22 protein-coding genes are annotated in these 25,496 nt (G+C 55.6%); 13 read left to right on the top strand and 9 right to left on the bottom strand.

The features are described 5' to 3' along the window. Nucleotides 1-208: 208 nt before the first annotated feature. Nucleotides 209-1,207 carry a LacI family DNA-binding transcriptional regulator gene (locus ACMYSN_RS19675; protein ID WP_174509813.1) on the top strand — a complete coding sequence of 333 codons (999 nt, stop codon included), beginning with the start codon at nt 209-211 and terminating at the stop codon, nt 1,205-1,207. On the opposite strand, the gene lysA is transcribed toward ACMYSN_RS19675, so the two are convergent. Next, the gene (lysA, locus tag ACMYSN_RS19670) at nt 1,204-2,466 is read right to left on the bottom strand and encodes a type III PLP-dependent enzyme domain-containing protein (protein WP_462495877.1); all 1,263 of its coding nucleotides are present in this window, start codon (nt 2,464-2,466) and stop codon (nt 1,204-1,206) included. The genes ACMYSN_RS19675 and lysA overlap by 4 nt on opposite strands. Before the next feature lie 135 nt (nt 2,467-2,601). Here lysA and ACMYSN_RS19665 point away from each other — a divergent pair, with 135 nt between their 5' ends. Beyond that, complete coding sequence (locus tag ACMYSN_RS19665; RefSeq protein ID WP_462495876.1) at nt 2,602-3,528, top strand: LysR family transcriptional regulator; 927 nt, start codon at nt 2,602-2,604, stop codon at nt 3,526-3,528. Here ACMYSN_RS19665 and ACMYSN_RS19660 read toward each other — a convergent pair. Then, nucleotides 3,515-4,207: an aspartate/glutamate racemase family protein gene (locus tag ACMYSN_RS19660; protein WP_462498295.1), complete on the bottom strand. Its 693-nt coding sequence runs from the start codon at nt 4,205-4,207 to the stop codon at nt 3,515-3,517. The two genes, ACMYSN_RS19665 and ACMYSN_RS19660, sit on opposite strands and share 14 nt — an antisense overlap. A 139-nt stretch (nt 4,208-4,346) precedes the next feature. Between ACMYSN_RS19660 and ACMYSN_RS19655 the strand changes: the two genes are divergently transcribed. The 6 genes from ACMYSN_RS19655 to ACMYSN_RS19630 all read left to right on the top strand — a co-directional run bounded on the left by ACMYSN_RS19655 (nt 4,347) and on the right by ACMYSN_RS19630 (nt 10,592). Then, complete coding sequence (locus tag ACMYSN_RS19655; protein WP_154144001.1) at nt 4,347-4,673, top strand: cupin domain-containing protein; 327 nt, start codon at nt 4,347-4,349, stop codon at nt 4,671-4,673. A 498-nt stretch (nt 4,674-5,171) separates the two neighbouring features. Then, a complete protein-coding gene (locus ACMYSN_RS19650) occupies nt 5,172-6,062 on the top strand; it encodes a carbohydrate ABC transporter permease (protein ID WP_123756649.1) in 891 nt (296 codons plus the stop codon). Further along, entirely contained in the window at nt 6,055-6,957 is a 903-nt protein-coding gene (locus ACMYSN_RS19645; protein ID WP_434670279.1) for a carbohydrate ABC transporter permease, read from the top strand. The genes ACMYSN_RS19650 and ACMYSN_RS19645 overlap by 8 nt, the downstream gene beginning before the upstream one ends. A gap of 12 nt (nt 6,958-6,969) precedes the next feature. Further along, nucleotides 6,970-8,097 carry an ABC transporter ATP-binding protein gene (locus tag ACMYSN_RS19640; RefSeq protein ID WP_462495875.1) on the top strand — a complete coding sequence of 376 codons (1,128 nt, stop codon included), beginning with the start codon at nt 6,970-6,972 and terminating at the stop codon, nt 8,095-8,097. Between the two features lie 16 nt (nt 8,098-8,113). Continuing rightward, the gene (locus ACMYSN_RS19635; protein WP_462495874.1) at nt 8,114-9,400 is read left to right on the top strand and encodes an ABC transporter substrate-binding protein; all 1,287 of its coding nucleotides are present in this window, start codon (nt 8,114-8,116) and stop codon (nt 9,398-9,400) included. A 64-nt stretch (nt 9,401-9,464) separates the two neighbouring features. Then, nucleotides 9,465-10,592: an oligogalacturonate lyase family protein gene (locus tag ACMYSN_RS19630; RefSeq protein ID WP_462495873.1), complete on the top strand. Its 1,128-nt coding sequence runs from the start codon at nt 9,465-9,467 to the stop codon at nt 10,590-10,592. Between the two features lie 55 nt (nt 10,593-10,647). Here ACMYSN_RS19630 and ACMYSN_RS19625 read toward each other — a convergent pair whose 3' ends face one another. After that, nucleotides 10,648-12,081 carry a glycoside hydrolase family 32 protein gene (locus ACMYSN_RS19625; RefSeq protein ID WP_462495872.1) on the bottom strand — a complete coding sequence of 478 codons (1,434 nt, stop codon included), beginning with the start codon at nt 12,079-12,081 and terminating at the stop codon, nt 10,648-10,650. 18 nt (nt 12,082-12,099) lie between these two features. Beyond that, nucleotides 12,100-13,341, bottom strand: coding sequence for an MFS transporter (locus ACMYSN_RS19620; RefSeq protein WP_462495871.1), 1,242 nt, complete (start codon nt 13,339-13,341; stop codon nt 12,100-12,102). Nucleotides 13,342-13,586: 245 nt separating this feature from the next. Between ACMYSN_RS19620 and ACMYSN_RS19615 the strand changes: the two genes are divergently transcribed. Further along, nucleotides 13,587-14,582, top strand: a complete 996-nt coding sequence (locus tag ACMYSN_RS19615) for a LacI family DNA-binding transcriptional regulator (RefSeq protein WP_462495870.1) — start codon at nt 13,587-13,589, stop codon at nt 14,580-14,582. On the opposite strand, the gene araE is transcribed toward ACMYSN_RS19615, so the two are convergent. Continuing rightward, entirely contained in the window at nt 14,583-16,001 is a 1,419-nt protein-coding gene (araE, locus tag ACMYSN_RS19610) for a sugar porter family MFS transporter (RefSeq protein WP_462495869.1), read from the bottom strand. A gap of 309 nt (nt 16,002-16,310) precedes the next feature. Next, nucleotides 16,311-17,072: a 2-dehydro-3-deoxy-D-gluconate 5-dehydrogenase KduD gene (gene kduD, locus ACMYSN_RS19605; protein WP_123756640.1), complete on the bottom strand. Its 762-nt coding sequence runs from the start codon at nt 17,070-17,072 to the stop codon at nt 16,311-16,313. 553 nt (nt 17,073-17,625) lie between these two features. On the opposite strand from kduD, the gene ACMYSN_RS19600 reads away from it, so the two are divergent. Then, nucleotides 17,626-18,801, top strand: coding sequence for an oligogalacturonate lyase family protein (locus ACMYSN_RS19600; RefSeq protein WP_154144004.1), 1,176 nt, complete (start codon nt 17,626-17,628; stop codon nt 18,799-18,801). A gap of 220 nt (nt 18,802-19,021) precedes the next feature. On the opposite strand, the gene ACMYSN_RS19595 is transcribed toward ACMYSN_RS19600, so the two are convergent. From ACMYSN_RS19595 to ACMYSN_RS19585, 3 genes are all read right to left on the bottom strand, one after another. After that, on the bottom strand, nt 19,022-19,717 hold the full coding sequence (locus ACMYSN_RS19595; RefSeq protein ID WP_434583222.1) for an oligogalacturonate-specific porin KdgM family protein: 696 nt from the start codon (nt 19,715-19,717) through the stop codon (nt 19,022-19,024). A gap of 243 nt (nt 19,718-19,960) precedes the next feature. After that, nucleotides 19,961-21,139, bottom strand: a complete 1,179-nt coding sequence (locus ACMYSN_RS19590; RefSeq protein WP_123756636.1) for an acetyl-CoA C-acetyltransferase — start codon at nt 21,137-21,139, stop codon at nt 19,961-19,963. Between the two features lie 117 nt (nt 21,140-21,256). After that, a complete protein-coding gene (locus ACMYSN_RS19585; RefSeq protein WP_462495868.1) occupies nt 21,257-22,126 on the bottom strand; it encodes a LysR family transcriptional regulator in 870 nt (289 codons plus the stop codon). A gap of 137 nt (nt 22,127-22,263) precedes the next feature. Between ACMYSN_RS19585 and ACMYSN_RS19580 the strand changes: the two genes are divergently transcribed. The 3 genes from ACMYSN_RS19580 (at nt 22,264) to ACMYSN_RS19570 (ending at nt 25,106) form a co-directional block, all read left to right on the top strand. Then, entirely contained in the window at nt 22,264-22,725 is a 462-nt protein-coding gene (locus ACMYSN_RS19580) for a PACE efflux transporter (protein ID WP_462495867.1), read from the top strand. A gap of 134 nt (nt 22,726-22,859) precedes the next feature. Next, entirely contained in the window at nt 22,860-24,089 is a 1,230-nt protein-coding gene (locus ACMYSN_RS19575) for an amino acid permease (RefSeq protein ID WP_462495866.1), read from the top strand. Nucleotides 24,090-24,239: 150 nt separating this feature from the next. Continuing rightward, a complete protein-coding gene (locus tag ACMYSN_RS19570) occupies nt 24,240-25,106 on the top strand; it encodes an aldo/keto reductase family oxidoreductase (protein ID WP_462495865.1) in 867 nt (288 codons plus the stop codon). Nucleotides 25,107-25,496: the final 390 nt, after the last annotated feature.

The raw sequence follows: 25,496 nt of genomic DNA, 5'->3' as shown, positions 1-25,496 counted from the left end.
AACTCTCAACGCGCGATGTGGTATTCCAAATTATTAGAATATTTAATATTGGTATACCGCATAAGTGGGTTCACTTTTCGCGACGCACAGTTCCTGTAAAAAGCGTGATCGCGATGGTTGTTTGCTCTCCGTTGAGCGCATATCCCCCTGAATGTCTGTGATAAACTGCGGCCTATCACGTGATATCAGGAAACGATCAATGGCAACAATGCTGGATGTCTCAATTCGCGCAGGCGTCTCTAAAGCGACGGTATCCCGCGTGTTGAACGGCACAGGTCAGGTAAAAGAGAGCACCCGCCAACAGGTTTTCAAGGCGATGGAAGAGCTGGGATATCGGCCAAACTTTCTCGCGCGTTCACTGGCGAACCGCACAAGCAACAGCATCGGTCTGGTGGTCTCCACCTTCGATGGCTTCTACTTTGGTCGCCTGTTACAGCAGGCCTCACGGCAGACGGAAGCCTGGGGAAAACAGCTGATCGTCACCGACGGTCACGATGCGCCGGAGCGTGAAGAAGAGGCGGTGCAGATGCTCGCCGATCGCCAGTGCGATGCCATCATTCTCTATACCCGCCACATGAGCGAAAAAAAGATCATGTCGCTGATCGAATCCATCGATATGCCGCTGGTGGTGATTAACCGTGACGTCAGCCTGGCGCGGGAGCGCTGCGTTTTCTTCGAGCAAGAAGATGCGGCTTTCCAGGCGGTGGATTATCTGATTCACCAGGGCCACCGTGACATCGCCTGTATCACCGTACCGATGCACACGCCGACCGGTAAAGCCCGCCTGCAGGGTTACCGCAAGGCGCTAAAAAAGAACGGGATTGCGTGGGATCCGGAAAAAGTGAAATACGGCGATTCGACGATGACCCGCGGCTACGAGCTGTGCTGCGAGCTGCTGGCAGAGAAAACCACGTTCAGCGCGCTGTTTTCCTGTAACGATGATATGGCGTTAGGTGCTTCAAAGGCGCTGCACCAGGCAGGGCTGCGGATCCCGCAGGATATTTCGTTGTTCGGTTTTGATGATGCCCCTAGCGCGAAATGGCTGGAGCCAGGCCTGTCGACGGTCTATCTGCCGATCGATAACATGATCACTACCGCAATCGATCAGGCCATCAAGCTCGCCAATGACCAGCCGATCGAAACGATCCCGCCGTTTACCGGCACGCTGGTGTTGCGCGACTCGGTATCGACGGGACCTTTTTTTTAGCACTGCTCTAAGACAAGCAGCTCCTGAATAGTCTGGCGACGACGGATCAGCCGCGCGTGGCCGTTGTCGAACAACACTTCCGGCAGCAGCGGACGGCTGTTGTAGTTTGAGGACATTGACGCCCCGTACGCGCCGGTATCATGCAGGACCAGATAGTCACCCGGCGCCACGTCCGGCAGCAGACGCGTTTCCACTTTGCCCCCTTCCTGCTGGGTAAAGACGTCGCCGGATTCGCACAGCGGCCCGCCCACCACGGTCTCGACCAGCGGCGCATCGCGCAGGTCGCGGCCATCTGCCGACAGCGCTGAAATATGGTGATAGCTGCCGTACATCGACGGACGCATCAGATCGTTAAACCCGGCGTCAATCAGCACAAAGTGGCGGCTGCCCATCTCTTTGACGCTGCGCACCTGGGAGACCAGCACCCCGGATTCCGCCACCAGGAAACGGCCTGGCTCGATTTCGAGCTTCACCGGATGACCCAGGTGTTTTGCGATCTGTTCCCGCGCGGCGTTCCACAGACCGTAGTAGTGATCGGTATCGATCGTCTCTTCGCCTTCGCGATAGGGGATCGACAGGCCGCCGCCGGCGGAGATCGCCTGCAGATCCTGACCAAATTCAATCACCTGGCGCACCATCGCGCCGCACACCTGTTCGAGGTGGCCATAATCGACCCCGGACCCAATATGCATGTGGATCCCCACCAGCTGCAGCTGATAGCGGCGGATCACTTCCAGCGCCGCCGGCAGATGGCTGTACCAGATCCCGTGTTTGCTGTTTTCGCCGCCGGTATTGGTTTTCTGGCTGTGACCGTGGCCGAAGCCCGGGTTAACGCGCAGCCACACGCGATGGCCCGGCGAGACTTCCCCGAGCTGGCTCAGCATATCGACCGAACCGGCGTTGACCGGGATCTGTAACGCTTTGACGCGTTCCAGCGTCGCGTCGTCGATCAGGTCGGCGGTAAACACGATGTCTTCCGGATGCTGCTGCGGATCGTACCCTGCCGCCAGCGCACGCTCGATTTCCCCCAGCGAGACCGAATCCACCTTCACTCCCAGCTCGCGCATCAGGCGCAAAATATGGATGTTGGAGCAGGCTTTCTGGGCGAAACGCACCACATCGAATTGACTGAGCTGGGCAATCTGGCGGCGGATAATCTGCGCGTCATAGACCCACACCGGGCAGCCAAATTCGGCAGGCAGGCGGAGCAGATGCTCGGCGGTCAGGTCGGTATCGGTGGCATAAAGCGAGCGTGGCATGGTGAACTCCGGTGTTGTCTGTGCTGTGCATGTTTTTTTATGATTACGCCATAGGGTAAAGAGAATAAAAAATATCGTTTTATCGTGACTCTATGCAAAAATGATATGGATACCGGACACTTTCTGCGAGTCGCTATGCCAGCCGTCAATTTGCGTCATATTGAAATCTTCCACGCGGTGATGACCACCGGCAACCTGACCGAAGCGGCGCAGATGCTGCATACTTCCCAGCCGACCGTCAGCCGGGAGCTGGCGCGTTTTGAAAAGGTGATCGGGCTGACGCTGTTTACCCGCGCCCGCGGACGTTTGCAGCCGACGGTACAGGGGCTACGGCTGTTCGAAGAGGTGCAGCGCTCGTGGTACGGGCTGGATCGCATCGTCAGCGCCGCGGAAAGCCTGCGCGAGTTCCGCCAGGGGGAACTGTCGGTGGTCTGTCTGCCGGTGTTTTCCCAGTCGTTTCTGCCGCTGCTGCTGCAGCCGTTTCTGGCGCGCTATCCGGAAGTCAGCCTGCACATCGTTCCCCAGGAGTCACCGCTGCTGGAGGAGTGGCTCTCCGCTCAGCGCCACGATCTCGGCCTGACGGAAACCTTGCACACCCCCGCCGGTACCGAGCGCACGCCGCTGCTGACCCTCAACGAAGTCTGCGTGCTGCCACAGGACCATCCGCTTGCCAGCAAACCGGTGCTGACGCCGGCGGATTTCCACGGTGAAAACTATATTAGCCTGTCGCGTACCGACAGCTATCGCCAGTTGCTTGACGCCCTGTTCCAGGAGCATCAGATCAAACGCCGGATGGTGGTGGAGACCCACAGCGCGGCCTCCATTTGTGCGATGGTGCGGGCAGGCGTCGGCATCTCCGTCGTCAACCCGCTGACCGCCCTCGACTACGCCGAGAGCGGCGTGGTGGTGCGCCGCTTTAGCGTCGATGTCCCGTTTACCGTCAGCCTGATCCGCCCGCTGCATCGCCCCGGTTCGGCGCTGGTCGAGGCGTTAATTCAGCATCTGCAAAGCAGCCTGACGCGCATTCAGACACCGCTCGAGGCGGTGCTTAAGAGAGCATGAAATTCACCGCATCGCTGGCGTGAATCGCCGTGGTATCAAACACCGGCAGCGGGCTGAACGCCGGGGGAACCAGCAGGCCGATCTCGGTGCAGCCAAAGATCACCGCTTCAGCCCCTTGATCCGCCAGCTCCGCGATGATCTGCAGGTAGATATCGCGTGACGCCTCGCTAAATGTCCCGAGGCACAGCTCGTCAAAAATGATCTCGTTAATACGCTGACGATCGTCGGCGGAGGGGATCAGGGTCTCGATGGAGAACTGCTGCTGCAGGCGGCCACGATAAAAATCCTGCTCCATGGTATAGCGGGTGCCGAGCAGCGCCACGCGACGTTGCCCCTGGGCGCTAATCGCCCGCCCGGTGCCATCGGCAATATGCAGGAACGGCACCTCACAGCGGCTTTCGATAGCCTCCGCCACCTTGTGCATCGTATTGGTACACAGCACGATCCCTTCCGCGCCGGCCTGTTGCAGGCCATACGCCGCCTGCGCCAGGATCTCCCCGGCACGATCCCATTGCCCTGAAGACTGGCAGGCTTCGATTTCATGGAAATCAACGCTATGCAGCAGCAGGCTGGCCGAGTGCAGCCCGCCCAGGCGCGCCTTGACGCCTTCATTAATCAGGCGGTAATAGGGGATGGTGGATTCCCAGCTCATGCCGCCCAAAAGGCCAATCGTTTTCATCATTTGCTCCTTAACAGGGTTTGTTCCAGTGAAACAAACTTGTGATCAACTTTCCACTTCTCTTGTCGATCGTTTCTTTTCAATGCAATCTGATATAAATTAAATGAAACATTGTTTCACTTAACAACAGGACTGCCGGATGTTTATTTTTCACAAAGAGACCACCCTTGAAGATCTGGGCAATGGCGTCACCCGTCGTATCCTGGCGCACGACGGTCACATGATGGCCGTCGAGGTCAATTTCGACGTCGGTGCCATCGGGCCGATGCACAACCACCCGCACGAGCAGCTGACCTATGTGCTTTCCGGTGAATTTGAGTTCACCATCGGCGAAGAGAAGCACGTAGTCCGCGCCGGCGATACCCTCTATAAGAAACCGCATATCATGCACGGCTGCATCTGCCTGAAGCCTGGCACCCTGCTGGACACCTTCACCCCAATCCGTGAAGATTTCCTGCAAAACTAGTCCCATCAGGGGGCATTCCTGACATGCCCCCTTCGCGCAACGGCGCCCTTGATCTCATCAGCTCCGTTAACCAAAAAAACCCTCTACGAACAAATCATTAGCTCACTATTTATTATCACTTCGTATGGTTCAAATCCCCGCCTCGCCCTTTTTCTCCGTCCCATGCCCCACAGAAATCGTTCATGACCCGCATTTTTTGAAACATCGTTTCGACTTCGATCACATTTCCGTTATGAATCGAATGACTCTGTAATAAATAGCAATAAAATAAAAATAAAACGGCGTTTTATAAAACTGAGACGTCGGGTAGGTAAAAAACGAAACGAACAGGTTCAGCAGGGAAGCTGCGAGTAACCCTCAATAATAAACACAAGGTTAAAAAGGAAGCTAGCGCCAGCGAAGACACCAGCACCAGATTAACTTTCCTGCCGAACGTCGGCACGGAAAAAGCCATTACACCGAATCCGTTTTACAAACTCGTAAGCCAGGTAGGTATGTATGAATGAAAACAAGATGTTGGGATTGGCATGGATATCGCCCTATATCATCGGGCTGATACTCTTTACCGCTTTTCCCTTTGTTTCATCTTTCTTCCTCAGTTTCACTGAGTACGATTTGATGAGTCCGCCGGTCTTTAACGGCATTGAAAACTATCGCTACATGTTGACCGAAGATTCGCTCTTCTGGAAATCCATGGGCGTGACCTTTGCTTACGTCTTTTTAACGATCCCGTTAAAACTGGCTTTTGCGTTAGGCATTGCCTTTGTTCTCAACTTTAAACTGCGCGGCATCGGCTTTTTCCGTACCGCTTACTACATCCCTTCGATTCTCGGCAGCTCGGTGGCCATTGCCGTTCTGTGGCGTGCGCTGTTTGCGATCGATGGCCTGCTGAACAGCTTTATCGGCGTGCTGGGCTTTGACCCGGTGAACTGGCTTGGCGAACCGTCTCTGGCGCTGATGTCCGTGACGCTGCTGCGCGTCTGGCAGTTCGGTTCTGCGATGGTTATCTTCCTCGCAGCGCTGCAGAACGTCCCGCAGTCACAGTATGAAGCGGCGATGATCGACGGTGCTTCGAAGTGGCAGATGTTTATGAAAGTGACCGTGCCGCTGATTACGCCGGTTATCTTCTTCAACTTCATCATGCAGACGACTCAGGCATTCCAGGAGTTTACCGGACCGTACGTTATCACCGGCGGCGGCCCAACCTACTCCACCTATCTGTTCTCGCTCTACATCTACGATACGGCCTTTAAGTACTTTGATATGGGCTATGGCGCCGCGCTCGCGTGGGTGCTGTTCCTCGTCGTCGCGGTCTTTGCCGCCATCGCATTCAAGTCATCGAAATACTGGGTGTTCTACTCCGCCGATAAGGGAGGCAAAAATGGCTGATATCCAACAAATGACCCCGGCGATGGAAATTGCAGAACGTGAGGTTGCCCGTACTCTGCGTCGCGAAAAAATTAGCCGGATGATCCGCTACGTAATCCTGCTGTTCGTTGGCCTGCTGATGCTCTATCCGCTGGTGTGGATGTTCTCTGCGTCGTTCAAACCGAACCATGAGATCTTCACCACTCTGAGCCTGTGGCCGGCTCATGCCACCTGGGATGGCTTTATTAACGGCTGGAAAACCGGCACCGAGTACAACTTCGGTCACTACATGCTGAACACCTTCAAGTATGTGATCCCGAAAGTACTGCTGACCATTATCTCCTCCACCATCGTGGCGTACGGCTTTGCCCGCTTCGAGATCCCGTGGAAGAAATTCTGGTTCGCGACCCTGATCACCACCATGCTGCTGCCAAGCACCGTCCTGCTGATCCCGCAGTACCTGATGTTCCGTGAAATGGGCATGCTGAACAGCTATCTGCCGCTGTATCTGCCGCTGGCATTCGCGACCCAAGGGTTCTTCGTCTTCATGCTGATTCAGTTCCTGCGCGGTGTACCGCGTGATATGGAAGAAGCGGCGCAGATTGACGGCTGTAACTCTTTCCAGGTGCTGTGGTATGTGGTGGTACCGATTCTTAAACCGGCGATCATCTCCGTGGCGCTGTTCCAGTTCATGTGGTCAATGAACGACTTTATCGGCCCACTGATCTATGTCTACAGCGTTGATAAATACCCAATCGCGCTGGCACTGAAAATGTCCATCGACGTCACGGAAGGCGCTCCGTGGAACGAAATTCTGGCAATGGCGAGTATCTCCATTCTGCCGTCCATCATCGTGTTCTTCCTGGCACAACGCTACTTCGTACAGGGCGTTACCAGCAGCGGAATTAAAGGTTAAGAGGGAAATATCATGGCTGAAGTTATTTTCAAAAAACTGGAAAAAGTTTACTCCAACGGCTTCAAAGCGGTACATGCTATCGACCTGAAAATTGCGGATGGCGAATTTATGGTTATCGTCGGGCCATCCGGCTGTGCCAAATCCACCACCCTGCGCATGCTGGCAGGACTGGAAACCATCAGCGGTGGTGAAGTGCGCATCGGTGAGAAAATCGTCAACAACCTCGCGCCAAAATCGCGCGGTATCGCGATGGTGTTCCAGAACTATGCACTCTACCCGCACATGACCGTGCGTGAGAACCTGGCCTTTGGCCTCAAGCTCAGCAAACTGCCTAAAGAGCAGATTGAAAGCCAGGTTAATGAAGCGGCCAAAATTCTGGAGCTGGAAGAGCTGCTTGACCGTCTGCCGCGCCAGCTTTCCGGCGGCCAGGCACAGCGTGTCGCGGTCGGTCGCGCCATCGTCAAAAAGCCGGACGTGTTCCTGTTCGATGAACCGCTGTCTAACCTCGATGCGAAACTGCGTGCCTCGATGCGTATCCGTATTTCCGACCTGCACAAGCAGCTGAAGAAATCCGGCAAGCCAGCCACTACCGTCTACGTGACCCACGATCAGACCGAAGCGATGACCATGGGTGACCGTATCTGCGTGATGAAGCTGGGTCATATCATGCAGGTCGATACGCCGGACAACCTGTACCACAAACCGAAAAACATGTTCGTGGCCGGCTTTATCGGCGCACCAGAGATGAACATCCGCCAGAGCAAACTGGTGGATCGCGCCGGTCGTCTGCACCTGACCATTGGTGATGAACTGCTGCCGTTAAGCGCGGCGCTGCAGGAGAAAGCCAGCAACCACACCGATCAGTCACTGTTCTACGGCGTGCGTCCGGAGTTCGTCTCCATTTCCGATGAGCCTTTTGCCGAAGGCGGTTGCTCCGGCGAAATGGTCCGCGTCGAGAATATGGGTCACGAGTTCTTCGTCTACCTGAAGGTCGCCGACTATGAACTGACCGCTCGCGTTCCTTCAGATGAAGCAAAACCGATGATTGAAAAAGGGCTTCACCGTAAGGTTTGGTTCAAATTCGATATGAACAAGTGCCATCTCTTTGATGCCACCACAGAACAGAATATCTCTCTGTAACTACTGGAGTATTAAAATGAAAAAAGTGCTTTTAAGCGCCGCAATCTCCGCAACTCTGGGCCTGACCGCATTGCCTTCTATGGCGAAGGATGTTGATTTACGTATGTCCTGGTGGGGCGGCAACGGCCGTCACCAGGTCACACTGAAGGCGCTGGAAGAGTTTCATAAACAAAATCCGGACATTAACGTTAAAGCCGAATACACCGGTTGGGATGGTCACCTGTCGCGTCTGACCACCCAGATCGCCGGGGGAACCGAGCCGGATGTGATGCAGACCAACTGGAACTGGCTGCCGATCTTCTCGAAAAACGGTGAGGGCTTCTACGATCTGAACAAGATGAAGGACGTGATCGACCTGAGCCAGTTCGATCCGAAAGAACTGCAATCCACCACCGTGAACGGCAAGCTCAACGGGATCCCGATCTCCGTCACCGCTCGCGTGTTCTACTTCAACGATGAAACCTGGAAGAAAGCTGGCGTCGAATACCCAAAAACCTGGGACGAGCTGATGGCAGCCGGGAAAACCTTTGAGAGCAAACTGGGTAAACAGTATTACCCGGTAGTGCTGGAGCACCAGGATACGCTGGCTCTGCTGAATTCCTATATGATTCAAAAATATAACCAGCCGGCTGTCGATGAAAAAACGAAGAAATTCTCCTACAGCAAAGAACAGTGGGTGGAATTCTTCCAGATGTACAAAAAGCTGGTCGACAGCCACGTGATGCCGGACACCAAGTACTATGCCTCTTTCGGTAAGAGCAACATGTACGAAATGAAGCCGTGGATCCAGGGCGAATGGGGGGGAACCTATATGTGGAACTCCACCATCAACAAATACTCCGATAACCTGAAGCCACCAGCAAAACTGGATCTGGGCGCCTACCCGATGCTGCCGGGCGCTACCGATGCCGGTCTGTTCTTTAAACCAGCACAGATGCTGTCGATCGGTAAATCGACGAAAAATCCGGAAGCGGCAGCAAAAGTGATTAACTTCCTACTGAACAGCAAAGAAGGGGTCGACACCCTCGGCCTGGAGCGCGGCGTGCCGCTGAGCAAAGTGGCGGTGCAGTACCTGACCGAAGACGGCACCATTAAAGCCGATGACCCGGCGGTTGCCGGTCTGAAGCTGGCGCAATCGCTGCCAACCAAGCTGCCGGTTTCGCCATACTTTGATGACCCGCAGATCGTGGCTCAGTTTGGTACTTCGCTGCAGTACATCGACTACGGCAAAAAAACCGTCGAAGAGACGGCAGAAGACTTCCAGCGTCAGTCTGACCGTATTCTGCGCCGCGCAATGCGTTAATCCGATATCACTGTCCCTACCCCGCCGCGCCAGCTGCGGGGTATTTTTTTATCAGGAGTAAGCCATGAAAGGCAAAATCATCCCGCTGAATTTTCGCACCACGGAAGACAGCGAAACCGGTCATCGGGTGATCCGGATGACGCCCCCGCACGTCATCTGCCACCGCAACTACTTCTATCAAAAATGCTTCACCCGCGACGGCGGTAAACTGCTGTTTGGTGGCGGATTTGAAGGCCACTGGAACTACTATCTGTTAGACATCGCCGCGCAGCAGGCGACGCAGCTGACCGACGGCCCCGGCGACAACACCTTTGGCGGCTTCTTATCCGCCGATGACCGCTCGCTGTGGTACGTCAAAAATAACCATCAGCTGCGTCGGGTGGATCTGGCCACGCTGGAAGAACAGGTTGTCTACGAAGTGGATGATGAATGGGTGGCGTACGGCACCTGGGTAGCGAACAGCGATGGCAGCAAACTGGTGGGGATTGAGATCAAAAAAAGCGACTGGCAGCCGCTGACCGACTGGGGTAAATTCCGCGCGTTTTACTTTACCGAACCCGAGTGTCGGCTGATCAACATCGATCTGCATAGTGGCGAACAGCGCGTGGTGTTGCAGGAAAAACGCTGGCTGGGCCATCCGATCTACCGGCCGTTTGATGACCGCACGGTTGCCTTCTGCCATGAAGGTCCGCGCGATGCGATCGACGCCAGAATGTGGCTTATCGATGCCGATGGCAGCAAAATGCGTAAAGTACGTCAGCACCAGCCCGGCGAAAGCTTTACCCATGAGTTCTGGGTTCCCGACGGTTCGGCGCTGTACTACGTCGCCCATCAGGAGAACGATCCGCACCGCTATCTCTGGCGCGCCGATCCGGCGACCCTGGAGAACCACCAGCTAATGACGATCCCGCCCTGCTCTCACCTGATGAGCAACCATGATGGATCGCTGGTGGTCGGCGACGGCTCGCCTCATCATACCGGCGATATTCAGCTTAACGATCCCTACATCTGGCTGTTCGATCTACGCTCTGGCGAGCAGAAAGCGCTGTGCCGCCATGACTCCACCTGGACGGTGATCAACGGCGAACGTCAGGTCAGCCACCCCCACCCTTCGTTTTCACCGGATAACCGCTGGGTGCTGTTTACCTCTGACAAAGAAGGTATGCCGGCGCTGTATCTGGCCGAAGTCTGAAGGTAGTGACACCCCGTCCGGCATCACGGACGGGGCTTATCCACAATCTGGCCGATTACTCTAGCTGCCAGGCGCCGGCTTCCGAGAGCAGCGCGCTACCGTTGCAGGCGAATAATGACAGCGCCCGGCGCTCAGCATCCGGGTAAATACGGCTGCTCAGGCAGGCCTCACCTTCATTGACAAACACTTCCACCGAAGACCGATCGAAAAACAGGCGCAGCGTGAGCGGCGACGTCAGGGAGATCGCGGCGCTGCGAACGCCGCACAGCCCGTGCTGCGGATAGTGGCGTTCCACAACCAGCCGCTGCATCTGGGCATCAACGTAAATGCGCAGGCCGTCACCATAGCTCAGCCCATACTGTTCCGCAGTGCTGCCGGCGCAATCCCAGTGCAGAATCACCTCCATCGCTTCAGCATTTTCCACCATCAGTGACTGCTGGTTGTTCAGGGCGCTCACCGGCCAGGGGAACCAGGCGCCGCGCAGGCACTCCACCTCTTGCGCCGGGCGCATCAGCAGACGATTGTCCTCCCCCAGCGTCAGCTCCCGCGGCAGCGAGAGCATCCCCGACCAGCCATCCTCCTGCTCCGGCAGCGGTGACTCCCACATATCCAGCCAGCCAATAATCAGGCGACGGCCGTCGGGCGTCAGGAAACTTTGCGGCGCATAAAAATCATGGCCGAGATCCAGCTCGACAAACTCGCCGTCGCGGACAAACGGCTGCCCGGGCTGCCACTCGCCGGTCAGGTAGCCGCTCTGGAACAGATTCCGGTTGCGATAGCCATCCGCCGCGATGCCCTGGGGCGAGAACATCAGCACCCGCGTCTCACCAAGGGTAAAGAAGTCGGGGCACTCCCACATATAGCCCATCCCGGCTTCGGCTTCATCAAGGATCCCTTCGTCGTGCCACTGGCGCAGGTCAGCCGAGCGGTACAGCCGCACCTGCCCGGTATCGCCGACGCGGGCGCCGACCACCATGTACCAGTTTTCCCCTTCACGCCACACCTTCGGATCGCGAAAATGATGCAGCCCCGGCGGCGTATCCAGCACCGTCCCCTGACGGTCGAAGTGCACGCCATCGCGGCTGGTGGCCAGGCACTGAACCTGATAAAGATGATCGTCGTTACCGGCCTCGCCGTGGAATTTATGCCCGGTATAAATCAGCGCCAGGGTATCGCCATCCACCACGGCGGAACCGGAGAAACAACCGTCTTTGTCCTCCGGCCCTTCCGGCGCCAGCGCTACCGGCAGATGTTCCCAGTGGACCAAATCCTTGCTACGGGCGTGGCCCCAGTGCATCGGTCCCCACTGCGTGGAGTACGGATGATGCTGATAAAAAGCGTGATACCAGCCGTTAAACCAGACCAGGCCATTCGGGTCATTGATCCAGCCCGCCCGTGCGGCGAGGTGATAGCGGGGATACCAGCGCAGATTCAACGCGTCGCTTTTCTGCTGCAGTTCCTGTTCGGCTTTGGCAATGGTGTAAGTCATATTCGTCACTCTTTTCATTCAGATAGCGGAGGGTTGCGACATCAGCGGATCCGAAGATGGCCGGCTGGAGCGCAACAAGAAAATGGAGATAAAGGTGGTGCAGAACACCAGCAGGCCCATGATCAGATAGGACCGGGCGAAGCCATAAATCTCGTAGCTGTAGCCCGCCAGCGGCGACAGCACCGTGGCAATCACCGAGCTGGTGCAGGCGAAGCCGACCAGATACAGCGTCGAAGAGAGGCGTTTATCGAAGTTGATGCTGTTGTATTTAAAAATCGCCACCAGCAGCACCGGCAGCTCCACCGCGTGCAGCAGCTTGGTGATGGAAATCAGCAGCGGCCCTTCCACCAGGCCAGAAGCGATCATCCGCAGCGCCATGACCATCCCGGCAAAAATCAGCCCGTTTTTCGCCCCGATACGGTTAACCAGCCACGGCGCACAGAACATGCCGGCGGCTTCCAGGAACACCTGGAATGAGTTGAGGTAGCCGTACATCGCGTTCCCTTCCTGCAGGGTCACGAACTGCGAAGAAAAATAGACCGGGAACTGCTGGTCGTAGACGCCGTAAATGCAGGTGCCGACGACGAAAAACACCAGCGCCCAAAAGCGCGGCAGCGTCAGCAAGCGCAACGCATCTTCCAGCGTCACTTTGCCGCCCGCGATCGCTTCCTGCATGGCCTGCGGCGCGGAAGAGACCCGCAGCCGCGCCAGCAGAATAAAGAACACCAGGCCGGAGCAGCTGGCGACCGCAAAGTTGAGTTTTGGGTTGATGTTAAACAGCAGCCCGGCAAAAAAGGTCGCCACCGCCCAGCCCAGCGATCCCCACATCCGCGCCCGGCCAAACTCAAACTGGCTCTGGCGCGCCACGCGCTCGGTGTAGGACTCAAGCACGCCTATACCGCCGTTAAAGGTTAAGCCGATATAGATCCCGCCGAAGATGCTGCCAAGCAGCACGTTAATTTTCAGCAGATAGCCAAACAGTAAAAAGGCCGGCCCCGAGAGGATCAGCAGCACGGTGAGATACCAGAGCAGGTTTTTACGCAGTCCGAGCTTGTCCTGAATAAAGCCGTAGCAGACCTGCGCAAACAGCGCCGACACGGACAGAACGGCATAGATAATTCCGGTATCTCCCGCCTTCAGCCCCACCTCCTGGTGCAGCCAGATAGAGAGCAAAGAGCCGGAGGAAGACCAGGTCACAAAAAAGAAAAACAGTAAGGCGCTGAGTAACGGATAGCTGTGAGAGTGATGTGCTTTCATCATGACATGCTCGTGTAGGGGTGACGAATGCAATGGTAACGTTAACAAAAAACATAAATCATGCCGTTTTGCCGCGATACATGATGTTAATCACAAAAGTTAACGTTAACATAACAGGGATGAGATCGCGATCAAAGATTCGCCACCATAGCATCGGCACCGCGTGCGATAGAATATCGCATGATCCTTTTACATCAGTGAGTTAGTTGTATAGCCTGTGGCAGGGCAGCAACGGTGGAGTATGAAAGATGGCATCCTTGAAAGATGTGGCAAAACTGGCAAACGTATCTCTGATGACCGTTTCGCGGGCGCTGAATAACCCGGAGCGTCTCAAGCCCGAGACCCTGGCCCGCGTGCAGTCCGCCATCGAGCAGACCAACTACGTCCCTGACCTTTCCGCCAAGAAAATCCGCGGCGCCCACGCCACGCCGAATACCATCGGCGTGCTGGCGCTGGATACCGTCACCACCCCGTTTTCGGTCGATATCACGCTGTCTATCGAAGAGACCGCCCGGGCGCACGGCTGGAACAGCTTCGTGGTGAATATGTTCTCCGACGACAGCCCGGACAGCATCGTCGACCTGCTGCTCTCCCACCGCCCTGACGGCATCATCTACACCACCATGGGGCTGCGCCAGGTGCCGGTACCGGCCAAACTGCTGACGCTGCCCTGCGTCCTCGCCAACTGCGAAAGCCTGAACGATCCGGTCGCCAGCTATATTCCGGATGATGAGCAGGGTCAGTACGCCGCGGTACAGGCGCTGCTGGCCGCCGGCTATCGTAACCCGCTGTGTCTGCATCTTCCGCAAAACCATCTGGCAACCGTGCGCCGCCGTCGGGGGCTGGAACGCGCCTGCCTGGAGGCCGGTATCGCGCCGGAAACGCTCACCCATCACTATATGGCCCTGGGCGATCGCCACTATCATGATATTCCCGCCATGGTGCTGGCCGGCATCCACGCAGGGAAAGCGCAGTTCGACGCGGTGATCTGCGGTAACGACCGAATCGCCTTTATGGTCTATCAAACGTTGCTAGGGCTGGGGTTGCGGATCCCGCAGGACGTGGCGGTGGTGGGCTATGACAATATGGTGGGGATTGGCGATCTGTTTTTACCGCCGCTGTCGACGGTGCAGTTGCCGCATTACGATATCGGGCGCCTCAGCGCCCTGCATATCATTAACGGGGAAAGCCATCGGGAGACGGTACGCGTCGCCAGCCCGTGGCTACCCCGCTCATCACTGTAATTAAATCCCGATATCGCGCAGCTTTTCGCCCGCCATCAGCTTACGTTCGATGTGCTCGAGGGTGACGTTTTTGGTTTCCGGGATCAGCCAGAAGGTCACGCCGATGAACGCGACGTTCAGAACGGTGTACAGCCAGAAGGTCCCGGCGGCGCCAATCGAATCAAGCAGCGTCAGGAACGTCGCGCCGATAATCATGTTCGACACCCAGTTGGTGGTGGTGGAACAGGTGATCCCGAAGTCGCGGCATTTCAGCGGCTGAATCTCGGAGCACAGGATCCACACCACCGGCGCGGCGCTCATCGCATAGCCAGCAATACACATCATGGTCATGCCGACCGACAGCCAGGAAAGGCCGCTGGAGGCGGTGCCATTATCGAACTGCATCAGGCAGTAGCCTAGCACCAGGGTTCCCAGCGCCATCACGCTAAAACCGATTTTCAGCGCCGGTTTGCGCCCGGCCTTGTCGACGGTAAAGACGGCGATAAAGGTGGCGAACATAAAGGTCAGGCCAACCACCAGGGTCGCCATCATTTGCTGTTCGGTGGTGGTGAAACCGGCCATTTTAAAAATACGCGGCGCGTAGTACATGATGATGTTCATCCCGGTAAATTGCTGCATCGCCTGCAACAGCATGCCGAGGAACACCGCACGACGGACGTTACGGTTGATTTTAAATAGCGCCCAACCGCCCTGCTTCAGCTTCAGGCTTTCGCGGATTTCATTGAGCTCGTCGCGGGCTTTTTCTGAGGTATCACGCAACATGCGCAGGACTTCTTCCGCTTCGACATGGCGCCCTTTTTCCGCCAGCCAGCGCGGGCTGTTCGGCAGGAAAATCACCAGAATAATCAGCAGCACGGCCGGCAGAGCCAGTACCCCCAGCATCGCCCGCCAGTTGCCGCTGTAGCTGAAGGCGGTATCGGACAGGAACGCCATCACGATGCCCAGCGTCACCATCAGCTGATACATGCTGATCATCTTGCCGCGCACGTTTTCACTCGCCATTTCAGAAAGATACAGCGGCGCGGTATAGGAGGCGATCCCGACGGCAACGCCAAGCACGATCCTCGCTGCCAGCAGCATTTCCACGCTGGTCGCAAATGCCGAACCGAGAGAACCGGCAACAAACAGGATCGCTCCGACCATCAGGCTGTATTTGCGGCCAAGGCGAAAAGAGAGCCAGCCATTGAACAAGGCGCCAAGCGCCGCTCCCAGCATCATGCTGCTCACCACCCACTCCTGAAGTCGGCTGGATAAGACAAAATGGTCGGTAATGAAGGGCAATGCCCCGGCAATGACCCCAATATCGAGGCCAAAAAGTAAACCTGCCACCGCGGCGGCAATCGAAACGAACTGGTTCATGCGTCGGGTATCGCGCTGACTACGCGGTATTGCCGTCACGCCATCACTGATTGAAGTCATTTTTTCCTGCCTGAGCAAAGTAAGACGTGCACTGAAAGTACGTGATTGACGCGACAATGTGTCAGGGAGGACAGGTCAAAGATATGGACTAATTGGCTGGCAAAGTCTGTTTTGTGATGGACATTCAACTTTCAATACAACAATGAATAATATATGACCACCTATAAAGCCGCTTAAATAAAGGGATTCATGAAATTCATAACAAATAAATATGGATTATTCCTGCTTTTGAGTATGGACAATTATTATTGCGATATAAAAAAACCTGCCGCAGCAGGTTTTTTTTATCGGACGCTAAGAGGCAATGAATTAGCGCGCCAGCCAGCCGCCATCGACCGCAACGGTATAGCCGTTGATGTAATCCGATGCGCCGGATGCCAGGAACACCACCGGACCCATCAGGTCAGACGGCAGACCCCAACGACCCGCCGGGATACGGTCAAGGATCTCGGTGCTACGCTGTTCGTCAGCGCGCAGCTGTTGGGTATTGTTGGTGGCCATATAGCCCGGCGCGATGGCGTTCACGTTGATGCCGTGCTTCGCCCACTCGTTCGCCAGCAGACGGGTCACGCCCATCACGGCGCTTTTCGATGCGGTGTAAGACGGAACGCGGATGCCACCCTGGAAGGAGAGCATCGAAGCGATGTTAATGATCTTGCCGCCATTGCCCTGGGCGATAAAGTGTTTTGCCGCCGCCTGAGACATAAAGAACACGCTCTTAATGTTCAGGTTCATGACGTCATCCCAGTTCTTCTCGCTGAACTCAATGGCATCTTCACGACGAATCAGACCGGCGTTGTTCACCAGAATGTCGATATGACCGAATTCGGCTACAGCACGCTCCAGCAGCTGCGGGATGCCATCAATCTGGCGCAGATCGGCGGTCAGGCTCAGAAAACGACGCCCCAGCGCGGTAACGCGCTCGATGGTTTCTGTCGGTTCAACAATGTTGATGCCCACAATATCGCAGCCCGCTTCCGCCAGACCTACCGCCATACCCTGGCCCAGTCCGGTGTCGCAGCCAGTCACTACTGCCACTTTACCCTGTAGAGAGAATGCATCGAGAATCATAATTTATTCCTTAATCTTTCAGAGCCCGTACAACACAGGCAAGGTTCTATTTGTAGTCCGGCCCGCAACCCGCACGGCTCCTGACGCCTGGGGAAACGCCTGGAGCGTTATCCGCAATAGAAAAATAAAACACAGTTTTGCTTTGCTATTGAGGTCATCTTACCCCTTGAGAAAATTGTTTTCAATTTTTATTAAAACGATGTTTCATATTTTCACGGTATAATTATCAAAAATGCAAAACGGATCACGAAGCGCGTCCCTGGCCGAGAAGCAATATCATTAAAAAAACATTAAAATACAGTCAATTAATCAAACTTTAAAAAAAGACAAAACAAAACAATAAGTGGGTATGAAATCAAAGTTGGCCGTCGTCGTGCGGCCAGCGGCGGGAAGAAACTGCGATCCAGTGCAAGATTTTATGGTGATTTGCGTTAGCCATCACAAATAATGAAACAATGTTTTGATAAATTGACACCCATCTTTTAAATCAACTTCACCTGGCGACGCGCCCCTTCGCGGCTGGCGATACTGCAGGAAAGAAAAGGAGTACATCATGGCTAAAGGCATGCGGGTAAAACTAAACTACGAAGTCAGTCACGATCCGGATACCGGCGCGGAAATTACCCGCTTAACCCCACCGGAAGTGACCTGTCATCGTAACTATTTCTATCAGAAGTGTTTTTTCAATGATGGCAGCCATCTGCTGTTTGCCGGCGAGTTCGACGGTAACTGGAACTACTATCTGTTAGATATCGCGAAAGCCGAAGCCATCCAGTTAACTGAAGGGGCTGGCGATAACACCTTCGGCGGCTTCCTTTCCCCGGATGACGCCTCACTGTATTACGTGAAGAACGACCGCACGCTGTTAGAAGTGAACCTCACCACCCTTAAAGAGCGCGAAGTGTATCGCGTTTCCGACGAGTGGGTCGGCTACGGCACCTGGGTTGCCAACAGCGACTGCACCAAACTGGTCGGCATCGAGATTGCCAAAAGCGACTGGACGCCGCTCAACGACTGGCAGATTTTCCACGATTTCTTCCATAAAGGTCCACACTGTCGCCTGCTGCGCGTCGATTTAAAAACCGGGGCCAGCAGCGTGATTCATGAAGAGAAAAACTGGCTGGGCCACCCGATCTATCGCCCATTCGACGACAACACCGTCGCCTTCTGCCACGAAGGTCCGCACGATCTGGTGGATGCGCGCATGTGGATGGTCAATGAAGACGGTAGCAATGTTCGCAAGGTCAAAGAGCATGCGGAAGGCGAAAGCTGCACCCATGAATTCTGGGTACCGAACGGTTCAGCGCTGGTGTACGTCTCCTATCTGAAAGGTCAGCAGGGACGCACCATTTACAGCTTTAACCCGGATACCGGCGTCAACACGGCGCTGATGCAGATGCCGGCCTGTTCCCATCTGATGAGTAATTTCGACGGCACGTTGTTGGTTGGCGACGGTTCCGGTACGCCGGTGGATGTGAAAGATACCAGCGGCTACACCATCGATAACGATCCGTATCTGTATGTTTTCGATGTCGCGAAGCAGGCTTACTATCGCGTCGCACGTCACGATACCTCCTGGGCGACGGTGGCGAACAGCCGCCAGGTTACCCACCCGCACCCGTCGTTCACGCCGGACGACAGTGCCATTCTGTACAGCTCTGATAAAGACGGTAAGCCGGCGCTTTATATCGCCAAATTGCCTGAAAACCCAGAGATGTTAAAAGCATAAAGTAGACTTTTTGATTGAGTGTTTCTGTAACTGGCCTTGCCCTCCCCCGCGGAGGGCTTTTTTTTGGCTGGTGATGTAGGGGAATTGGGTGGGGAGATAAGTTGATTAAACTGGGTGGCATGTTTCCCTGTCTCAATAACGATTTCCCCCGTCTTTCCGCCTCACCAGAAACAGAAAACCCCGGCCAACTACGCCAGGGTTCTCATCGGAATCGGTTTTCTTAGAACGTGTAAGCCACACCGACACGGAAACGCGTCTGGCGATCGCTGCGGTCATTCACCCCAACGTTACCCAGTTCACCATACGGTGCCCAGTTTTTATCCAGCTTATACGCCACTTTCAGGTTGTATTCCTGCGAGTACGGTTTGTTGTCGTTACGATTCACGCCTTCAGAACTACGCGCGTACACATAGTTCAGCTCAGCACGCCAGTCGCCGAGGACATAACCGGCCCACGCATCGCCACGGTTCACTTTGTCATCTTCTTTACCCGCGCTGGCCGGATAGCGGGTGTAGTCATAACGGTAACGGGCGGCTACATAGAAGCCATTATCGAAGCTGTACTGCACGCGCAGGTTTGGTTTGTAGATTGAGCGGCTATCGTTGCTCTCAATATTAAACCCTGGGGTGACGGAGAAATTCTTATTGGCCTTCCACTGCCAGCTAATAGTCTCCTCGTGACCGTTACCAACGAAGTCTGAATACGGCTGGTCGGTATTATCGCCACCTGATTTCCACTTCGCCTCGACGGAGAAGCCGAAGCCATTAGCAAAACGATGTGAGACCGCAACACGGTCGGCGTTAGTTTTATCAGTTTTACCACCATCAATAAATTCATGACGCAGATCGACGGTTACAGCAGATGCAGAGAAAGTTGCAGCACAGAGCGCAGCCAGAGCCAGAGTTCTTGCAAACATGGGGTACCCCTCAAAATTAAAATTATGTTTCTATTTTATGAAACTTGATTTTATTTTTTATACACTCGTGTTTTAGTGATCGAGATCGTAATTATTTGTTTCAAAAAACATGGCACAAGAAGACGTGACAAAGCTCACCAAAAAACGCCCCGGCGGGACGTTTTCACGGTGGTATTTTGCAAAAAACAGGAATAAAAAAAGCCTCCGACCGGAGGCTTGATAAATAATCGTTAAAGAAAGAATTTATTCGCGTTCCACCGCCAGCGCCACGCCCTGCCCGCCGCCGATACACAGCGTCGCCAGACCTTTACGGGCATCGCGCTTAATCATCTCGTGCACCAGCGACACCAGGATACGACAGCCAGAAGCGCCAATCGGATGACCCAGCGCAATTGCACCGCCGTTGACATTGACCCGACGCTCATCCCACTCCAGTACCCTTCCCACCGAAATCGCCTGCGCCGCAAAGGCTTCGTTCGCTTCGATGAGATCAACCTCATCCAGGCGCCATCCGGCTCTTTCCAGACAGCGGCGCGTCGCATGCACCGGCGCAATGCCCATCAGCGCCGGATCGACCCCGACGCTGGCAAATGCACGGATCCGCGCGAGGATCGGCAGGCCAAGCTCCTGCGCTTTGCTCTCGCTCATCATCATCACCGCCGCCGCCCCATCATTGATGCTCGAGGCGTTACCGGCGGTCACCGATCCCAGACGGTCGAAGGTCGGCAACAGGCTCGCCAGCCCCTCTGCGCTGGCATCCACCCGCGGCTGCTCGTCGGTATCGACCATGCGCGGGGCGCCATTCAGTTCGGTGCTCACCGGCACGATCTCATCGCGAAAACGCCCCGAATCGATCGCCCGCCGGGCTTTATGCTGGGAGCTGAGCGCCCAGGCATCCTGAAGCTCGCGGCTGATGCCATATTCCCGCGCCAGGTTTTCCGCGGTTACGCCCATATGGTAATCGTTGAAGGCATCCCACAGGCCGTCATGCACCAGGCTGTCAATCAGCTGACTGTTACCCAGTTGCGCACCGGTACGGCTATCGGTAAGGACATGCGGCGCCCGGCTCATATTTTCCTGACCACCGGCAATCACCACATCGGCTTCGCCGCACTGGATCGCCTGGGTCGCCAGATGCAGCGCCTTCAGCCCGGATCCGCAGACATCGTTAATCGTAATGGCGGAAACGGTATTCGGAAGCCCGCCGCGAATGGCCGACTGCCGCGCCGGGTTTTGCCCGGTGCCAGCCGTTAATACTTGTCCGAGGATCACCTCATCCACACTGTGGGGGTCGATACCGGCCCGCTCCACCAGCGCTTTCACCACCAGACTCCCCAGCTCCACCGCCGAGTGACGTGCTAAGGTCCCCTGAAAACAACCGATGGGGGTCCGCAACGCACCGACGATAACGACATCTTTCATCCTCTACCTCTGCCCTGGCTCTGCGCAAAGAAACAGCAATATAGTAGAGAGTTGTTATCAAAAAATTTCGCAATTGTTTAAAAAAAGTGAGGTAAATCACAAAGAATTGCGACTGCCTTAGCGCTCCTGGTGCTGTAAATGCTGTCGCAGCCAGCTCCCGGCTTTTCCCGGCGGCGCTCGCTTATTCCATAATAAATCCACGGAGATAGCCCGCGGCCAGCCGGGAATGTTCAGCGCCACCAGCCCATCTGAACCGGCAAACTCCTCTACCAGCGCGCAGGGTAAAATGCACCATCCCAGCCCCTGCACCGTCATACTGAGCAGCAATAAATAGTTAGGAGCGGACCACACCTGCCCTTTTGCCGGTTCCGCCGGGTTACCGAGGAAAGTACTGAGACGGAGCTCGCGCCAGCTGTGCAGTTCGTCCCAAATCACCCGTTCCTGGCGGGCCAGCGGATGCGTTGGTGCGACGTAGATAGCCATCGCGGTTTGCAACGGCAGGCGGGTGCTGCCGATCTCCGTCGGATAGCGATCTCTGGCCTCGATTAACCCGACCTGCGCGCGCTCCTTTTGCAGCAGGTCAATCACGTCCTCATCTTCCCCAATCAGGCACTCAAACTCGGTATGGGGGAAATGCCGGTCGAACTGTTGCAACAGGTCTTCCAGTACGTCCGGATGCAGGGTGTCGGAAAGCACGAAGGTAAGCCGCGCCTCGGTCTCATCCGAGAGCGAAACAGCCAGCTCATCCAGGCGTTCGCTGGCCGCCAGAATCGCTTTGACGTAGCTCAGCACCTGCTCGCCCTGCGGAGTGAGCATGGGCTGCCGGGTGGAACGGTCAAACAGCTCCACCCCGAGGTCGGTTTCAAGATTCGCAATCGCGGTACTGATGGTGGACTGGCTTTTCCGCAAGCGGCGGGCGGCGGCAGAAAACGAACCGCAGGCGACCGCTTCCACAAAGGCGGTCAGAGCTTCAGGTGAGTAGCGCATGAACTATCTACTTTATCGATGGAACCTATCTTTTGTTTATCACAATTATCCATAAAATACGGCATAAATTCTGACAACAGATTTCCTATCCCTGAGGGGATCGATCGGAATAACGGTTTTATCGGAGGCCATACACCATGCAACAGAATACGTTTCAGCGTAAAACGCTGACAGAACGCGTTATCCATGCGGTCAGCTTTGAAGGGCTCGCCACGCTGATCCTCGCGCCAACCGCCGCCTGGCTGATGCAGCGCTCGGTCGTCGAGATGGGCGGGCTGAGCATCCTGCTCGCCACCCTGGCGATGATCTGGAACCTGATTTATAACGCCGTGTTCGATCGCCTGTGGCCAGTTTCCCGGGTGGTGCGCACCCTGAGAGTTCGCGCGCTGCACGCCATCGGCTTTGAGAGCGGCTTCATTATTATTGGGGTCACCGCCGTGGCATTGATCCTCGGCGTCTCGTTGGTCCAGGCATTTATGCTGGAAATTGGCTTTATGTTGTTCTTCCTGCCCTACACCATGCTGTTTAACTGGCTGTGGGATACCTTGCGCGAGCGGGTCCTGAAATATCGCCAGCAGCGAATGCTGGCCCGCAGCTAGTCGATGCGCGACGCCGGGAGGCCACCCGGCGATCGCCGCGCTTATTTGTCATCCTAAACTATCGCCACGGCTCATCCATTGTTGTGGTAAATTACACTCCTTTTTTTTGGTTTTACGGTTGATAAATTCACACGATGTCTAAAATTTGGTCAAAAGAAGAAACTCTTTGGAGTTTTGCCTTATATGGCACTGCCGTAGGCGCTGGTACCCTGTTTTTGCCGATCCAGCTAGGATCCGCGGGCGCCATTGTCCTGTTCATTACTGCCCTCGTCGCCTGGCCGTTAACCTACTGGCCGCATAAAGCCCTGAGTCAGTTCATCCTCTCCGCGAAAGCCGCCCCCGGCCTCGGGATCACCGGTGCGGTCAATCACTACTACGGCAAGAAAGTGGGGAACCTGATTACCGCGCTCTATTTTCTCGCCTTCTTTGTGGTGGTGTTGATTTACGCGGTCGCCATTACCAACTCGCTGGCGGAGCAGCTGGGCCGGCATATGCCGATCACCCCAGGCGTTCGCGCGCTGTTGAGTCTCGGCGTGGTGATGGTGCTGAATCTGATCTTTTTGATGGGTCGCCACATCACCATTAAAGTGATGGGTTTTCTGGTGTTCCCGCTGATTGCCTGCTTCCTGTTCTTGTCCATCTATCTGATCCGCGACTGGCAGCCAGACCATCTCACCAGCCAGATGCAGCTGACCTCGCACACGTTCCACCAGATCTGGATCTCGATTCCCGTGATGGTTTTCGCTTTTAGCCATACGCCTATCATTTCGACTTTTGCTATCGATCAGCAGGAGAAATACGGCGAGCAGGCCATGGGTAAATGCAAAAAAATCATGAAGGTGGCCTACACGATCATCTGCGCCAGCGTACTGTTTTTTGTCTTTAGCTGCCTGCTGGCCATTCCGGCCTCCTATATTGAGAATGCGCGAAATGAAGGGGTGACGATCCTCTCGGCCCTCTCGATGATGCCAGGTTCTCCGGCATGGCTGGCGGTGACCGGAATTGTGGTCGCCGTGGTCGCCATGTCCAAATCGTTCCTGGGCACCTACTTTGGGGTGATTGAAGGCGCCAGCGAAATCGTGAAAACGACGCTTGGTCAGGTGGGCGTGCGCAAAAGCCGTGCGTTTAACCGTGCGATCTCGATTCTGCTGGTCTCGGCGCTGACCTTCGTGGTCTGCTTTATCAACCCGAATGCCATCTCGATGATCTACGCCATCAGCGGCCCGTTGATCGCCATGATTCTGTTCATCATGCCAACGCTGTCGACCTATATTATCCCGGCTCTGAAGCCGTACCGCTCTGTGGGTAACTTCATTACCCTGGTGGTCGGACTGATGTGCGTTTCCGTGATGTTCTTCAGCTAAGCTCCTCTGCGGCGGCGGTTCCCACCGCCACCGCACGTTCTGTCAACATTCCTGTCGCAACAAGTTTCCCCTCTGACTTACACTTAGAGCCTATGCCAAATAGTCTAATGGGACAGCCTCTTAGGCTTTGCTCATCATCGGGGAAAATCCATGTCCAGCGTAAAACAATCCGGAAGCGGCACATTAGGTCATCGTCAGGTTTATCGTCTGGGGTATGGCGCCATGCAACTGGCCGGCCCTGGCGTCTTTGGCCCGCCGGCCGACCCGGAAGGCGCCATCCGGGTGCTTCAGGCGGCGGTGGAGGCCGGGGTCAACCATATTGACACCTCCGATTTCTACGGTCCGCACGTGACCAACCAGCTGATTCGACAGGCCCTGCACCCTTACACCGACGATCTCTGCATCGTGACCAAAGTCAGCGCCCGTCGCGATGAACAAGGGAACTGGCTCCCGGCAACATCCCCGGAAGAGCTGACGCAAGCGGTGGAAGATAACCTGCGTAACCTGGGTCTCGAGGTGCTGGAGGTCGTGAACCTGCGCAGCATGCTCAGCGCCCACGGGCCGGTTGAAGGGTCGCTCGAAGGGCCGCTGACCACCCTGCTTGAGCTTAAAGAACGCGGGCTTATCCGCCACATTGGTCTCAGCAACGTTACCGCACAGCAGGTGGCCGACGCGCAAAAGCTGACGCCCATCGTCTGCGTGCAGAATCAGTACAACGTCGCCAACCGCGGTGATGATGCGTTGATCGACCTGCTTGCCGCACAGAATATTGCCTACGTCCCGTTCTTCCCGCTGGGCGGATTCAGCCCCCTGCAGGCGCAGGAGCTGAACGATGTGGCCGCCGCGCTGGAGGCGACGCCGATGCAGGTCGCTCTCGCCTGGCTGCTGCAGCGCTCGCCCAATATTCTGCTGATCCCAGGCACCTCCTCGCTTCAGCATTTGCAGGAAAACCTCGCCGCTGGCGCTCTGATCCTACCGCCTGAGGCCATCGCAACGTTAGATAACTTGCAGGCCTGACGATAGTTGGCAACCGGTGGGAGGCTTTTCGCACCGGTTGCCTCGCCCTGCCATTATTTGCCTGGAATAAGCCCAACAGTGCTGGCACTATATATACCCTTCATACTTCAAGTTACATGTACGTTGGCTTTTCTCGCTCACCCCAGTCACTTACTTCAGTAAGCTCCCGGGGATTCCCTGCGTCGTCGCCTTGCTGTAACTCGAATTATTTAGGGTATAGAATAAGCAGGTAGTTGTTTGCACTATTCAGTAACCAATAACCTCATACATAGCAGTGAAATACACTTTTTTAGACGAGTCTCCTTTATGGGGACTTCTGTCGTTTTTGCCTTCCAGATTTTTTTGAACTCTTGATTACAGGAAAAACAATATCTGATTCGACGTTTATAC

It is taken from the genome of Klebsiella sp. R445, assembly GCF_051131755.1.
Taxonomy (GTDB): domain Bacteria; phylum Pseudomonadota; class Gammaproteobacteria; order Enterobacterales; family Enterobacteriaceae; genus Klebsiella; species Klebsiella lignicola.
This window is presented reverse-complemented; position numbering and strand designations above follow the sequence as displayed.